This is a genomic window from Flavobacterium sp. Leaf82 (assembly GCF_001422725.1).
Taxonomy (GTDB): Bacteria; Bacteroidota; Bacteroidia; order Flavobacteriales; family Flavobacteriaceae; genus Flavobacterium.
On sequence record NZ_LMMA01000012.1, the window covers coordinates 41,106 to 59,774 of the forward strand.

2 protein-coding genes are annotated in these 18,669 nt (G+C 35.8%); both read left to right on the top strand.

The features are described 5' to 3' along the window. The first annotated feature begins 87 nt into the window (after window positions 1-87). On the top strand, window positions 88-17,556 hold the full coding sequence (locus tag ASF10_RS08815; protein ID WP_198529576.1) for a T9SS type B sorting domain-containing protein: 17,469 nt from the start codon (window positions 88-90) through the stop codon (window positions 17,554-17,556). 44 nt (window positions 17,557-17,600) lie between these two features. Then, a complete protein-coding gene (locus ASF10_RS08820) occupies window positions 17,601-18,575 on the top strand; it encodes a type IX secretion system membrane protein PorP/SprF (protein ID WP_056248947.1) in 975 nt (324 codons plus the stop codon). The last annotated feature ends 94 nt before the right edge of the window (window positions 18,576-18,669 follow it).

Consider the following 18,669-nt stretch of genomic DNA (forward strand, 5'->3'; position numbering starts at 1 on the left):
GCATAATAATAAATGTTATAGAATACTAATTGTTTTATTCACTAATGCCCCTTAGAGGATAAGATGTAAGTAAACAAAAAAATGATTATGAAAACACCTACTAACCTAAGATTGATTTTAATAGCTTTGATTTTCTTTCAAAGTTACTTTGTAATTTCTCAAAATCTTAAGCCATTTACGCCAAGATTTGACAAGAGATTAAAGGGTGATATGTTACTTATTGGTAACAATATCCTGAACAGGGAAACCAATAATAGGAGTCCAAAAGACGCTTATAATGGTTCTGGATACAATTCTGATTTCAATATGAATTATATTGATATCGATAATGATAACACTACTTTCAGTTCTAGTAGTGCGACATTAACTGTACCAAAACCTGCCTGTTATAAAATTGTTTACGCTGGTTTGTACTGGGGTGCGATCCTTCAGCAAAATGATCGTACAGGTATAGAAAAAGTAAAACTTAAGTTGCCTACAGGTGGCTATAATGACATTACAGGTCAAATCATTCATGATGCTAATGCAGCACCAATTGGTGGTGATAATAATAAAGCATATGCTTGTTATGCAGATATTACCTCATTAGTAGCGGGACAAACAAATGCACAGGGTTTATATACTGTTGCAAATGTTAAGTCAAGTCAAGGAACAAATGGCGGAACTGGTTTGTCTGCCGGTTGGTCTATTTTTGTGGTTTATGAAGATCCAACTTTACCAGCAAAATTTATTACATCATTTGATGGTTTTAGCGGTATTGGTGGTGCAACCACTTTAGATATTGATGTTGCAGGATTTAAAACTATTCCTACTGGTCCTGTTCGTGTAAAATTTGCTTTTGCAGCTTTAGAGGGAGATCAGCCTATTGCGGGAGATTATCTGCAAATTAATGGTACAACTATTACGGCTACAAATGCTGCAAATGCAATTATAAGACCATCTAATAACTTCTTTAATAGTAGTGTAACTTTTGTTGATCCGGCTACGGATAAAACAGAAGATTTCTTAAATCGAAATCCCGCCAGTACCAATACCTTAGGATACGATGCCGGTATTTTGAATATTAATAATCCGGGAACATTATTAAGGCCCGGGGGTATTGTAATTGATAATAACGAAACTTCGGCAAAAATTAAGTTAGGAAGTACCCAGGACGTTTATTTCTACTACTTTAATGCCTTTGCGGTAGACATTATCGAACCACATATTGTACTGACAAAAATTGTAAAAAATTCTGCCGGTGTAGATATTGGAAACCAGAATGTAACATTAGGTCAACAATTAAATTATGAAATAGGTTTTAAAAATACCGGTAATGATGATGCTAAATCTTTAACGATTAGAGATCAGTTGCCTATTAATATTATTTTTAATTATCCTACTGATATAAATCCTTTACCAGCCGGAGTATCGATTCAAAGTTATGATCCTGCTACCAGAAGTATTGTATTTAAAATTGATGATTCAGTAGTTAAGGCAAATTCATTATCAGATAAAGTTATCAGTTTCAAAGTTAAGGTTGTTCCTGATTGTAATTCATTGAGTGAAGCATGTTCTAATAGCATTGATAACTCGGCTTATGCAACTTATAAAGGAACATTAAATCCGGATTTTCAAATTTCTGATGATCCAAGTGTTAATACCAATACTGGATGTATATTAACTCCAAAGGCGACTAACTTTTTAGTAGGTGTTGATGGTTGTAAATATACAGCAACTGCTACTTTATGTAAAGATGATGTAAATCTGGTAGCTGCAAACGGGTATACTTCTTATACTTGGTTTAGTGACGAAGCTCGTACTAAACAAATAGGTACAGGACAAACTCTTACTGTTAAAGAGCCTGGAATTTATTATGTTTATAACTTAGCTGCTGCTCCATGTAGATCAATTTACCAGGCTTTTACTGTAACCAGATTTGGTGCTACAACAACAAATCCGGTTATTCCATATGCAAAAGCTCCTTATAAAGGTGAGGTATTAATTTGTCCTAACAACGGAAAAGAGTTACCTAATCTTTTCTTGTGTGGTGCAAATGATTCCAGATTAATCGAAACTCATATTTCAGACGGTTCTACTCTTGTTTGGGAGAAACTGGATGAGGCAAGTTGTGCTGCTCCAATTAGTCCAAATTGTGCTAATGAAGGTACTTCATGTGCATGGACCCAAGTTGCGACCGGACCAAATTATGAAGCCAAGATAGCGGGACAATACAGGTTGACATTAAATTATGCAGGTGGTTGTTTTAACCGTTTCTATTTTAATGTATTTACCAACTCATTAAACCCTACAGAAAAACATACAGATATTATTTGCGGTAAACCAGGTACAATTACTATTGGTGGTGTTCCGGCAGGATATGAGTACAGTATTAATGGTACAAATTATCAGGCAAGTAATATTTTTAATGTCACTACGGCAGGATTTTACACGGTATATATCAGACAAACTGGTGTAAATCTTAATCCTTGTATTTTTACAGTTCCTAATATTCAAATCAGACAAAGAAATTTTGCTGTAGTTTCAGAAGTAACGCAACCATTGTGTTATGGTGAAAAAGGTAGAATTAAGGTTGCAGTAAATGATGCTAATCCACAATACTATTATAAAGTTTACAATAACGGAAACTTATTATATAATGTAGGACCGGTTGCAGTATCTGAATATACTTTTGATAATTTAACTACAGATCAAAACTATGTTGTAGAAGTTTCTACAGATGATGGTTGTAAAGACACAAAATATATTTATATCGGTAAGGTTTGGAATGAGTACAAAGCGACAGCTACTTTGGTAGAACCATTGACAGCTTGTAGTGACGGAAAAATTAAAATTACTACAGAAGGTGGAAATAGCCCATACTCTTATTTTATAAATAGTGATACCGTTTTTCAAAGTTCAAACGAGTATGTAGTTACTGCTCCGGGAACATATGTAATTAAAATTGTAGATAAAAATAACTGTACATTAACCAGAACAGTTGTAGTTCCTACTAATACAAAACCAGATTATACAATAACAAATACAAACAGTACTTGTTATAATGATAACTCTGAAATTAGAGTAAATGTTACTAATGCTAACGGATATAGTATGTCTTACAGTATTAATAATGGAGGAACTTATCAAACAAATCCAGTATTCTCTAATTTACAACCGGGAACTTATAATGTAATTGTAAGATATGGTATATCTTATACTCCTGAATTTGGTCAGCCTACTATTAAATATTGTTCAGATCCTGCAGTGAAAAAAATCATTTCAGGACCAACTTCTGCTGTTACAGCATCTGGTGGTGTTGCAGCATTGGCAGGATGTACATTAGGTCAACAAGGAGGTAAATTAAGAATTAATAATGCACAAGGAGGAACGACTCCTTATCAATACAGTTTTGATGGTGGTGCAACATGGCAGGCTACAAATGAAAAAGATGTATTGCCAGGTTCTTATATCTTAAAAATTAAAGATGCAGTTGGTTGTGAGTATACAATTCCTTACACGGTAACTCTGGATCAAAAACCAGCTGAACCAACTATAAAAGTTGAAGATCCTGTATTTAATTGTAACGGTACTGCAACAAGTACTGTAACGGTTACAAACGGTACCTCTGCAAACTATAAATATGAATATTTTAGAAATGGTATTCCAAATACTCCAATTACAAATAACGTATTTGCAAATGTTCCATCTGGTACTCATACAATTTCTGTTAAGTACACGGTAACTACAGTTTCTACTTATAGTAACTTATTACAGGAAGATTTTGGTAAAGGTGGTTATACAACTACTCCGGGTATTAATCCTGCTTACTGTTTTGAAGATGAATCTACACCACACCCAGTTGGATATCCTTGTGGTGCTTTTAACGATTACCAAATCAATGATGGTAAATATGCGGTAGCAAGTTCTATTAAAACGAATTTTGGAAATTCATGGATTTTTGCAAAAGATCATACAGTTCCACAAGATCCGTTAGGAAGATTTTTATGTGTAAACGTAGGAGGTTCTGCGGGAATTGGTGGTATTTTATACAGTAAACCAATTAAAGATGTAATTGATAATCAGTCTGTAATAATTTCGTTATGGGCAGAGAATCTTATTGTAAAAACATCAACATCTCATGCTGATCCAAAATTAACGATTCAGTTAGTAAACAATTTAAATAATGTAGGTGGAGTAGAAGAAATTGTTGCTACTACAGACACGTCAAACCCATGGGTTGTTCCTAAAACTGAAAAATGGGAATATAAGGAGTTAACCTTAAATCCGGGTATTGGTAAAACTAATTTAAGTTTTGTAATTAGATCTTACAGTAATGAATTTAACGGTAATGACGTTCTTATAGATGATATCTGGGTTCGCCAGATTCCGGAATCTTGTCTTGCGACAAAAGATTTCCCAGTTGTTGTGGGTACGGATAAAGCGTTTTCTGCTGCAATTGTAGGTCATAAAGATCTTACTTGTTTTGGTGCTAATAATGGAGAAATCACTTTATCAGCTCAAAATTTTGGAACTGCTTATGGTTTCGATTATTCATTAGATAACGGAACAACATGGACAAACTCTAAAACATCTCCTGTTACAGTTACTGGATTAACAGGTAAAACATATAATATTTTAATTCGTTATGATGATAAAGCTGCAAGTTGTAGTTTCCCATTTAGCCAGCCTATTGGTGTTCCTGCCGAATTAAAAATTGATGCAAAAGTTACTAAACTTGCAACTTGTACTACAGGTGCAACAATTACAGCTACTGCAACAGGAGGAACTCCTGCTTATGAATTCGAATTAAGAGCTGCAAATGGTGTTACAGTTGTAAGAGCTTTCCAAAACACTGGAGTTTTTGCAAATGTCCCTACAGGAACTTATACTGTTGTAACTCGTGATCAATATGCGTGTTCTTCTACTGCGTCTGCGCAAGTAGTTGTAGATGCGCCAGTATTGCCAACAGCAAGTTTGGCTGCTACTTCAAATTATTGTTTCTCATCTAGTAAAGGAGCTACACTTGTAGTGACTGCAACAGGTACAGGAGCTATAACATATAGTTTAGATGGTGCACCTGCACAAAACACGAATACATTTACAAATGTTGGACCAGGTACACATACTATTACAGTTACAGATAGTAATAACTGTCCTGTAACAATTTCAAATATTGTTATTGCACCGGAATTAAAAGCGGCTGCTTCAATTACAAAAACATTAGATTGTACAACTCCTAATGCAACTATTAAAGTTGACATTACAGATGGAGTTGCTGCATATACATATAAAGTTAAAAAAGATACCGGAGCTTATGGCGGTGTTGTAAATGTTACAGGTAATACATTTAATTACTCAGCTACAACCGGAGCGGGACTTTATACTTTCGAAATTACAGACTCTAAAGGTTGTATTACAACTGTTACGGCTACTATTAGCCCAATTACTAATCCTACTGTTACTGCTTCGCCAACACAAATTACTTGTAATGGTTTACAAAATGGTACAGTTGAATTAATTGGTGCTGGTGGTTCAGGCGGATATGAATACAACTTTAATAACCTAGGTTGGTCAACAAATACTTTGTACTCTAATTTAAGTCCAAACGTTGATTATACATATCAGGTTAGAGATAGCAAAGGTTGTACTTCTGCAAGTGCAATTATCAGATTAACGGAACCAGCTGTTGTAACAGGATCAATTGCTGCTACAACAATTAAATGTAGTGCTACAGGAACAGTTCCTGCAGTAGTTACAGTTACTGCTGGTGGAGGAACTGGTGCTTATACGTATAGTTTTAACGGAACTGCTAATTTTACAACAACAAATACATTCTCTACAACAACAGCTCGAACAGTAACAGCTTACATTAAAGATGCTAATAATTGTCAAATTGGTCCATTATCGATTACTATTGGTACTTTAGACCCAATCACAGATATCACTATTGTTGATAGCGGATACGATTGTTCTACAACTCCTCCAGGCGGACACGTAACTTTGACAGCTGTAAAAACTGGAAGTTTAGCGAATATTACATACCAGATTATTTCAGGTCCGGCAGGATTTAATCCGGCAACAAATACAACAGGAGACTTTAAATCATTAGCCCCTGGTGATTATATTTTCCAGGCTACTGATACTGCTACAAATTGTTTATTTACAAAAGGTCATACTGTAAAAGGTACTTCTGATATTACTGCCGGTGGTTCAGTACTTACAAACATTAAATGTTTTGGATCTACAGGAACTATTGAATTTACAGTTAGTGGAGTAAAAGCAAGCGGATTTGACTATATTATTAGAAACGCTGCGAATACAATTATTCAACAAGCTACAAATGTAAGCCAGGCAACAACAACTATTGCTGTTACTGCTGCTCAGCCTGCAGGTACTTATACAATTACTGTAACAGACAGATTAACAAAATGTCAGGCTACTTATTCAGTTATATTAGCTCAGCCAGCTGCTGTGTTAGATGTTACTGCAACGGCAACTACAGTAAATTGTAATAAATTTACAGCCGAAATTACAGCTACTACAACAGGAGGAACTCCTGCTTATACCTATGCTGTTGCAAGACAAGGAGCTCCGGTTCCTACGGTTTATAATGATGTATTGACAGTTGATACTGCAAACGGTACAGTATTAAACTGGATCGTTTACGTTAAAGATGCTAATGGTTGTACAGATAATTTCCCAATCACTATTGCTGTAGATGCTAAACCTGTAATTACTTCGGTTACGGTTGACAATCAATGTCAGACAGGTTCAACTTCAAGCTTTACTATTACGGCAAATGCTACAGGATTAAACCCTTTATCTTACAGTATTGATGGAACGAATTTCCAGCCAGGTAATACTTTTACAGTAACTGCAGGAACATACACAGTTACAGTTAAGGATAAAAATGGTTGTACAACTAGTGCAGCTACTCCGGTAACTGTTTACCCTCAAGTATCTGCTTTGGCAGGTGTAACTAAAGAATTAGATTGTACTACTACTCCAGACGCCACTATCAAAGTTGATGTTAAAGGAGGAAAAGCACCATATACTTATACAGTAACAAAAGGATCGGGAACACCAAGTTCTCCGGTTGGTCCTATTGCGGGAACATCATTTACAATTTCTGTAACTCCTGCTAACGCTGATGGTTATACATTTGTAATTACAGATGCTAACGGATGTTCTACTACTACATCTACTACTGTTGCCCCAATTACAAACCCAACTGTTACTGCTGTAAAAGTTGATGCTTCTTGTAATGGTTCAGCAACAGGTTCTGTTCAGTTAACAGGAGCTGGTGGTTCAGGAGGATATACATACAGTTCTAATGGAACAACTTATGCTTTAACTTCATTATTCGAAAATTTAGCTGCAGGTTCATATACTTTCTATGTAAAAGACAGTAAAGGTTGTACAAATACTGTAGCTGTAACTATTGGTCAGCCTACTACTTTAACAGCTACTGCTACTGCTACTAATTTTACTTGTAGTGTTACAAATACAAAACAATCTGCTACGATTACAATTGCAGTACCAACAACTGGTACAGCTCCGTATGAATATAGCTTCAACGGAAGTCCATATAGCAACAGTAATACCTTAACAATTAATGATAACGGAACAGATCAAACGATCAACTATTCTGTTAAAGATGCAAAAGGATGTACAACAGCAATTCAACAAATTGTTGTAAAAAAATTAGATCCTCCAATTATTGCATCAATTACCGGTACAGCAATTTTATGTTCTCCTGCTGCAAGTACTACAAGTACAGTAACAGTTACAACAACAAATGGTGTTGGAACTTTAGCTTATGTAATTACTGCTCCGGCTTCTGCTATTACAAACGTAACTGGAGCTACAACAGGAATTTTTACAGGATTAACTCCGGATACTTATACTTTTAAAGTTACTGATGCAAACGGATGTTTTGCAATTCAGTCTTATACAGTAAACAGTCTTACACCAATTACTGTTACAGCTTCTAAATTGACAGATGTTTTATGTTTTGGAGGAAATACAGGTTCAGCAAGATTCACAATTAGTGGCTTTAGCGCAACAGGAAATTATGCTGTTGCAGTAACTTCTACTCCAACAGGATTACCTTACACAACTGCAACAACAGGAGATGTTATTACATTAAATGATTTAGTTGCCGGTACTTATAACCTTGAGGTAACAGATAATACTACAAATTGTAAAGACAATAAATCAGTTACAATTACACAACCAACCCAAGCTCTTGCAGCTACTGTTGATGTGGTAAATGCGAATTGTAATGTAACTACTTCAAAAGTAACAGTTAATGCTACCGGAGGTACTACAGCTTATTCTTATGCTTTTGTACAAAATAATGTTACACCTGCTTTAACTGATTATGTATCAAATAACACTGCTAACCTTAACGCTACAATTACAGATTGGGACGTTTGGGTAAAAGATGCAAATGGTTGTTCGATTAAATTAGATGTAGCAATTACTACAGATATTGCGCCTACAGTTTCAGCTTCAGTTACAAATCAATGTACTTCAACAGGAACTTCTTTTATAATTAAAGCTGTTGGTACAGGAGGTGTTGCACCTTTAACATATTCTATCAGTAATGGTGTTACGCCAAGCCCTGCAGATACTTTTACAGTTACTTCTCCTGGAACATATATTGTTACGGTTAAGGATGCTAATAACTGTACAGCTACAGCTACGGTTACAGTTAATTCTGTTTTAACAGCAAATGCTGTTTTAGTTAGCGATATTACTTGTTTAACTCCGGATGGAGCAAGTATTACTATTAATGCAGGCGGAGGTTTAGCTCCTTATTCTTATTTAGTTTCTACAGATGGCGGAGTAACTTATGGTACATCTCCGGATTTAGTTGGAAACACATTTACTACAACTGTAGCAGGTGATTACTATTTTGAAGTAACTGACGCTGCAGGTTGTAAAAAGGTTACCAATAAAGTTACAACAACAACACCGCAAAGTATTGCTGTAACAGCTACAAAAGTTGACCCAACTTGTAATGCTTACACAGATGGTTCTATCAAATTGGTAGCTACATCAGGAGTTTCTCCTTTTACTTACAGTATTGATAACGGTGCTACTTATGTATCTACAAATGTTTTTGGAGGTTTAGCGGCAGGAACTTATGACTATTTAGTTAAAGATTCTAAAGGTTGTACTTCTGCACCTGCATCAATCACTTTAAATAATCCAGCTCCAATTGTGGTTAATATAGTACGTAATGCAATTTTATGTAACTTAAATACTCCTGGTAGTTTTGATCTTAATGTAGTTTCTGGTGGAGTTGCTCCATACGTTTACAGACTATACGATAATACATTTACACAAATAGATACCTATACTGAAACAGGTGCTGCGGCAACTGCTGTTCATAAATTTGCAAACTTAAACTTTGGTGATTATTATATTACCGTTGTAGATGCAGTAGGTTGTGAATTTAAAAGTGGTAAATTAAGAATTGAAACACCACCTTATTTGAGCATGACTGGGGTTATAGATTCAAACAATTGTGCTACAGGTGTAAATGTTACAGTAACTACTTCAGGAGGTACACCGGATTATAAATATTCTATTTTTGGACAACCTTTAACGGAAAGCCCTTCGCAAACAAGCCCAACTTATACATTTATAGGTTTACAACACGGAACTACTTATTACTTACAAGTAAAAGATGCTAATGATTGTATCTCTATTTTAGAATTTAAAACTCCTCCTCCTCCGTCAGGAATTGTGATTACTGGTACAACAGCAACTAATGTTACTTGTACAGGTACTTCAACAGGAACATTACAATTTACTGTTAGCGGTTACGATCCTACAGTTTCTGTAATTAATTATGTTGTTTTAAATGCGTTGACTTTATTACCGGTTACTCCGGCAATTGGCGGACCATTAACAGGTCCTGCAGGTGGTCCGGTTTCTCATACGATACCAAATTTGAAAGCTGGAAGCTATGTTTTAAGAGTTTCTGAGTCTACAGGTACATTATGTTCTAATGCTTATACATTTGACATAACACAACCGGCACAACCACTTAAAACTACTATAACAGCAGTTGTAGATGCTACTTGTAATGTTGATGCTCAGGTTACCCTGACAACAACAGGAGGAACAGGTCCTTATAAATATGCTGCTGGAGCTGTTGGTTTCACACCTACAGTTTTCAATACAGGTAATGTTTTAAGCTTAAATTATGCAACAAGAACCAATTGGGATATTGTTGTACAAGATGCAAATGGTTGTACAGACAGAGTTAGTACAACAATATCTTTAGCACCAAGTCCGGTAATTGCTTTAGCAGTTGTAGACAAATGTGTGGCTGAAGGAACTTATGTAGTGAGAGTTTCTCAAACTACTGCAGGTGTTGCACCTTATTCTATAAGTGTAAACAACGGTTTATATGCAAGTATTCCTGGTTTACCTTATGACGTTACTGGTCTAAATTCAGGTTCAAATACTATTAGTATCAAGGATGCTAACGGTTGTATTGATACTAAATCTATCGTAATCGAAAAACCTCTTTTAGTAGTACCTGCTATTACTAAATTACCAACTTGTGCAAATAACGATGGAGTTATAACATTGACACCTTCAGGAGGTTCAGGTACTTATACATATAGTATCACTCCTAATGTGGGAACTATTTTAGGTAATGTTATTTCAGGTGTTCCGGCAGGAGCTTATACAATTACTATAACAGATACAAATACATTGTGTACTGCAAATGCTCCGGTTGAGTTATCTGCTCCAACACTTGTAGATTTTACTGCAGTTGTAATTGATGCTTCTTGTAACGGATCAAGCGATGGTACGATTACTGTAAATCTGGCTGCTAACAGCGATAATCCGGTTTACACGTATTCTATCTTACCTGTTCCAACAGGATCAGTACAAACAAATAACATATTCTCTAACTTACCTGCGGGAACGTATTCTATTACAGTATTCTCAGGTAGAGGATGTTCATTGTCTAAACCTTTCACAGTTGGACAACCTGCAATTCTTGCAGCTACTGCAGCTGTAACCCCATATTCTTGTAATACAAGTAATGTTGCTCAGCCAGCAGTTGTAACAGTAAATGTTACTGCAGGTACAGGAACAGCTCCATACAAATACAATTTTGATGGTTCTGCAGTATACAATGACGCTAATACATTAGCAGTTCTGGATAATGGTGCAGTACAAACTATTCACTATTATGTTAAAGATGCTAAAGGCTGTACGTTTGATAACACGGTAACAGTTAATCCATACCAAAAAATTACAAACTTAACTTTTGCTGGTGCAGCAGTAACTTGTAATGCTCCAACAACAAGTATTACAGTGTCTGTAGTAGGTGGATATGCAATTACTAAATATGAAATCGTATCGCCAATTACGGTTGATAACGGAACAGTAAATGTTTTTGCAGGACTTGGACCAGATACTTATGTTTTCAAAGTAACTGATGCAAATGGATGTTCATTCCAAAAATCATATACAATCAAACCAGTAACAAATATTACAGTTTCTGGTCAATTAATAAAAGATGTTAGCTGTAACGAAACAGCAGCAACTCCAAATGGTTCTGTAGAATTTACAGTAGGTAATTTTGCCGGATCATATACCTATTCAATCAACGGTGTTGCCGTTGCAGGAACACATACAAACCCTAAAGTTACTCTTGTAAATTTAGCTGTAGGTTCTTATAAAATTGATGTTGTAGATGTAGCAACAGGTTGTGTCGCTACAAATACTGTAGTGGTGAGCCAACCGGCTGTACCATTAGATTTATCTTTAGTTTCTAATGTTAATGCAAACTGTATTTTTGGTGCAAAAGTGAGTGTAATAGGTTCTGGAGGAACTCCAAACTATACTTATGCTTTCGTTGCAACTCCTGCAACTCCTGTTGCGACTGATTATAAAGCTAGTCCTAATGCTATTTTAGATCCGTCTAAAACATGGATAGCTTATGTAAAAGATTCGAAAGGATGTATTGCACAATTACCATTAACTATTGTAACAGATCCTAGACCAACAATCGACCCAATAACTGGTGTTTGTTATGATGGCGCTCCGGTAAATGTTACTTTGGTAGGTCATGGTGTTGGTCCATTAATGTACAGTATTGGTAACGGATTTAAATCTAGCCCAGACTTCGTATTAAATGCGCCGGGTTCTTATACTTTCTATGTAAGAGATGCTAACAATTGTGATGCAGTTACACCTTATGTTTACAACCTTGATCAGGAATTATTGCTAGAGGCTAAACTACAGGATTTAACATGTGCTGCTCCTAACTTGGCTACAATTACATTAACAGCTACTCAGGGATCATTGACCTATAATAATTATCAGGTTTCATTTAATGGAGGCGCACCTACACCGGCAACTTCTCCATACACAACAAATATTCCTGGTACTTATACATTTACAGTAACAGATAGCAAAAACTGTCAGGCAGTTTCACTTCCTGTAGTTATAAATCCTATTGTAATGCCTACAATAAGTACAACTCACGCAGACGTAAGTTGTAATGGTGGCAATACCGGAAGTATTACAATCACAGCCGGAAGCGGACTTCCTGCTTACGAATACAGTATTAACGGTACAACATATCAGCCATCTAACATTTTTGCTGGATTAATAGCAAATACTTACACAGTTTACGTAAGAGATGCTAAAAAATGTGTTGTAAGCGAAACGGTAATAATTTCAGAGCCAGCTACATTAACAGCAACGGCAGTAGTTACACCATTTGGTTGTAGCCTGACTAATGCTCCTCAGGATGCAGTTGTTACCTTAACAGCTACTGATGGTACACCTGGATATAAATACAGTTTTGATAATGGAGTTACTTTTGGAGATTCTCCAACATTAAATGTAAGTACTATAGTTACTCCAAAAACTGTTTACTATGTTGTAATCGATTCTAAAGGATGTAGAGTTGCAAACTCTGTAGTCGTAAATCCTTACACACCGCCAACAGATATGAATATTACTTCAACACCAATTTACTGTAACACTGTAGGAGGAACTTCTACAGCTACTGTAACCGCAGTAACTGGTGGTGTAGGACCATATAAGTACGAAATTGTTTCGCCGGCAACAGCTGTAGCAAACAATACAACTGGTATTTTCCCAGGATTATTACCGGATAATTATCAAATAAAAGTTACAGATGCTAACGGTTGTAGTACAACTAAAGCGATTGTAATAAAAGAGTCTGACAAAATCAATGCTGAAGCTCAATTGTTAAGCGATGTATTATGTAATGGAGGAAACACAGGTTCAATTGCCTTTACGGTAACGAACTACATTACTCCGGCTAATTACGGATACAGTATCTCACCAATTGTAGGAACAGCAACTAAAGTAGGAGATGTTATTACATACACAGGTTTAACTGCAGGTAATTATACATTTACAGTTTTAGATAACATTTCAGGTTGTCAGGATCAGGTAATTAATTTTGTAGTTGGAGAGCCAGCAGTTCTGGATTTCACATCAACAGCAACAAATATTAATTGCATCAACAAAAAAGCTACAATTACAATTACTGCTACAGGCGGAACGCAAGCTTACGGTTATGCAGCAGTAGTTCAGGGATCTCCTGTACCAACAACGTTTGGTGGAAATCCTGTAATTGTTGTAGACACAAACAATGGAGCTGACATGGTTTGGGATATTTATGTAAAAGATCTTAACGGATGTCCAGCTACAAAAACTCAAACAATTATTGAGGATGCATTACCAACAACTCCAAGTGTGGCTCCGTTCATTCAATGTCCGGATACAACAAACGGAACGTATACATTTACGATCACAGGAGTTACAGGTGTGGCACCAATCCTTTATAGTATTGGTAATGGCTTCCAGTCTAGTCCAACATTTACAGTTACTGATGCTCGTTCTTACGATGTAACAGTAAAAGATGGTAATGGTTGTGAAGTAACAACAACAGCTGTGGTAAATATTTTACCACCATTAGTTTTAGATGTTGTGGTAACTAAATTGCCAGGTTGTAACTTCGTAGATGGTGTAGTTACAGCTACAACTACAGGAGGAGCAACTCCTGCAAATTATAGCTATAGCTTAGACGGTAACTTTGGTCAGACGTCAGGAACATTTAATAATGTTAATCACGGACATCATATTATTGTTGTAACAGATTTAACAACTAATTGTACAGATACAGTTGAGTTTGATATCGAAGAAGCTACAAAAATTGAAGGTTTACTTGTAAAAGGAACTGATGTAACTTGTAACGGATTTACAGATGGAACTATTACTGCTACTATTGATGAAACAGGTGTAAATAATAACCCTATTTATTACTATAGTATTACTGCAGGACCAGTTACAAAACCAGATCAAACATCTGGAGTGTTTACAGGATTACCTGTAGGACAATATACAGTAACAGTTACTTCAGGCAGAGGTTGTAAAGCATTAGAAGATGTTACAATAGGTCAGCCAGCTGTAATTACAGTTCCTGATCCAATTGTTACTCAATTTGGCTGTACTCCTGGAACTAACGGAAATAATCTGGCTACAATTACAGTAAATAATGTAACTGGTGGTTCTGGTAACTTCATTAAATATGAATTTATTAAAGGAGCAACAGTACTTCAAAGCAGTACATCAAATGTATATACTGTATTTGATCTTACAGGAGGTATTTATACTGTAAATGTTTATGATGAAAACGGATGTGTTGGATCAGCAACATCAATAATCGATATTAAACCTTTCATTAGTTTAGATGAGATTGATATTAATATTAACAAAAACATCACTTGTATCAACAATGAAGACATAACTGTAACTGTTAAAACAACAGGTACACCGGCTCCGGCATTCTTGTTATACAAAATTGAAGGTATTGGCGGAAGCACATTTACAGATAACAATACAACAGGAGTATTTACAGGATTACCAATAGGAAATTATTTAATTACTGTTGAAAACCCTGATACACATTGTTCAATACAAGAAGCGCACTATGTTTCAAATCCTAATACATTTGAAATTAAGGTTAATCCAATTGCAACAGAAATTTGTTATGGTACAAGTAACGGAAGCGTTGAATTAACTTTTGTAGACAATCAAACAGATCCTTTAGATGAAGCTGGTCCTTTTGATTACACTATTACAGGTGGTCCTGCAGTAATTTCAGGAACAACTACAAGTGCAGGTCCTGAATTGATTTCAAACCTTGTTGCAGGTACATATACCGTAACGGCAAAATTAAGAGCATTACCTGAGTGTACTGTTTCTAGTGTGTTTACAATAGCGCAGCCTTCAGCTGAATTAGAGGTTAAAGTATTAACTAGTCCAATTACTTGTACATCTGCAAATTATGATGACGGTGAAATCTCTGCTTCTGCAGTAGGTGGATGGGATAATAACTATACTTATGAATTAGTATTAAACGGTGCTCCAATAGTTGCTTACAGAACTGATGGAAACTTTACAGGATTAAAAGCCGGAGTTTACACAGTAAATGCTAAAGATGGTAAAGGATGTATCGATACTGAAATAGTAACATTAGTTGAGCCGGATCCAATCCAGGTAAATGCTACGCCAAATGCGGCAATGTTATCTTGTTTTGGAGGAAGAGACGGTATCATTACTGTACATACAACAACAGGTGGTCAGGGAAGTAACTATTCGTATACATTAAACTACTTATCAGTAAACCCAGTTGCTGTTTCAGGTCCGCAAACTGATCCTGTTTTCGCAGGATTACCTGCCGGAACATATAGTATTACAGTTTCTGACGGATACAACTGTTCAATAACATCAGCTAATATTGTTATTACAGAACCAACAGAAATTGTTGCTGACTTAACTTTAGCAACATCACAAACATGTGATACAGAAACGATCCTTACATTAAGTGCAACAGGAGGATCAGCTCCTTATACTTACAGTGCAGATGGTACAACATATAATGTTACTCCATTTACAAGTTCTGTAACATTACAAGTACCGGTTGGTAAATACCAATACTTTGTAAAAGATGCTAATAACTGTGTAGCTAGTATTTCTAACGAAATTAAAATTGATGCTTTAGAGCCTCTGTTATTAGACTTAGATATTACAAATGCAGTTGTAAAATGTACAGGTGAACAAACTGGTGTTATCGTTGCAAATGCTGCGGGAGCTTTAGGAAACTACGCTTATACTTTAGAAACTACAGCTGGTGTTATATTACAAGGACCTCAGGCTGATGGTAGATTCGAAGGACTGATCGCAGGAAATTACAATGTTAGAGTTGTAAGTGGTGATTGTGATGCAGTAGTAAAATCTGTAGAAATTAAAGAACCTGCTGTTGGTCTGAGCACTACACACGTAGCAACAAACGTTTCTTGTTTTGGAGAAAACAATGGACAAATCGTGATGAGTTACGCAGGTGGTACAGGTTTAGTTAAATATGCAATTTCACCAGACTTGAATCAGTTTGATACTAAAAACACATTCGAGAAATTAACTGCTGGTATTTATACTATCGTTACACAAGATGAAAATGGTTGTTATGTAGTAGATGAAATAGAAATTACACAACCACTACCTCTTATAGTTAAAGAACTTGCAAACTCTATGATTCCAGAAGTTTGTAAAGACGACAAAGACGGAGCATTTAGTATCGAAATAAAAGGAGGTACAGCACCATATAGCGTAAGTCTTGATGTTAAAAACGGAACTTATACTGTAGGAGCAATAGATCAGACAATCTTTGACTTTACTAACCTTTCAGGAGGTGTTCATACCGTTTATGTTAAAGATGCTCAGGGATGTACATCTGAGTTTGTAGAAAACATGCCTTTACCGGTAGTTCTTAACCCAACTGTCGAAGTTAATTATGACTGTGTGAACAACGCACAATCTAACATGGTAACTATTACAGTTGATGCAAGCAATATAGATCTTACACAGATTGATTATGCACTTGATAATGAAGCAGGTCCTTTCCAGACAAGTCACATCTTTACAAATGTTGCTCCGGGAAGACACTTTATTGTGGCAAGACATACAAATGGATGTATCGTGCCAACGATTAGTTTCGATATCAAAGCATACGATCCGTTAACTCTTGCTGAATCTACAGGACAACAGGAAATGAATATCATTAATGTTACTGCTGCTGGTGGTTCACCTGCTTACGAATACAGTTTCAACGGAGAGCCGTTTACATCTTCAAACAAATACAAAATCTACAAAACAGGAGATTATGTAGTAATAGTAAGAGATCAAAACGGATGTACGGCGACAATCACAGTTCATGCTATTTACGTAGATGTTTGTCTTGATAATTACTTTACACCTAACGGAGATGGTATTTATGATACATGGGGGCCTGGTTGTACAAATATTTACAACAACCTTGAATTCTCAATCTTCGACAGATACGGTCGTATAATTGCTAAATACCACTACGGACAAAAATGGGATGGTAGATACAATGGCGAAGAATTACCAACAGGAGATTACTGGTATGTTCTTAAATTGAAAGACGAGAAAGATGCGAGAGAGTTTGTAGGACATTTCACTTTATACAGATAACAAAATAAGAGCCCCTGATGATGTTATCTAAAAAAATTATTACAATGAAAAAGTTTATTTTATCTTTAGTACTCATGGCTGTAACAACAAGTTACAGCCAAGAGTTAAACCTACCAGTTTTTACACAATATTTGGCAGACAACCCTTTTGTTATCTCACCAGCTTTTGCCGGTATTGGTGACAACCTTAGAATTAGGGCCAACGGTCTTACACAATGGGTGGGAATTAAAGATGCACCAGATAACCAATCAGTTTATGCTGATTTTAGAGTACTGGATCGTTCCGGAGTTGGTATCAATATTTATAATGATAAAAATGGTTATACGCGTCAAACCGGAGCTAAAATTTCCTTTGCACACCACATCATTTTAGATTATTATTCTAAGCAATACCTGTCTTTTGGACTTTCCTATAACATCAATACTTTCCGTATTGATACAGATGAATTTACTAGTACACCTAATCAGCCTTTTATCGATCCGGGAGTTACAGATAATCGTTATAATGCTAATAGTAACTTTGATATTAGTGCCTTGTATCGTAATAAAAGCTTCTATGTAAGTTTTAACGCCAATAACGTTTTAAAGAAAAATACCGATAAATACAGAGGAGTAGAACCTAGTTTACTTTCCAACTATCAGGTATATTCAGGATACGTTTTTAAAGACGGAGAAAACAGCCGTATCGAATATGAACCGTCTGTCTACTACCAATATTTTGCAAGTGATAAACGTTCTACAACCGATTTTAACTTTAAGTACAGACGTTACAACCGTTACGAAGACTATTACTGGATAGGAGTTTCATACCGTTTCCTAAACGACCAGTTTCCTAAACCATTATCAGTTGGGCCAATGGTAGGTTTCATGAAATCTAAATTCTATTTTGGATATTCATACCAGGTAATGTTCAACGATTTGGGTAACTATAACACAGGTACACACTCAATAACTATTGGCTTCGATTTCTTACAGTCAATCAGTAACTGTCCATGTACACAAAGTCCGGTACACGATTAGAGCATTTTAAACAATTTAATACCTAATTTGTTTTTTTTCTTAACTTATAACGTTTTCGTTATTGTAGATAGGTTATTTTTATATTTATTGATAC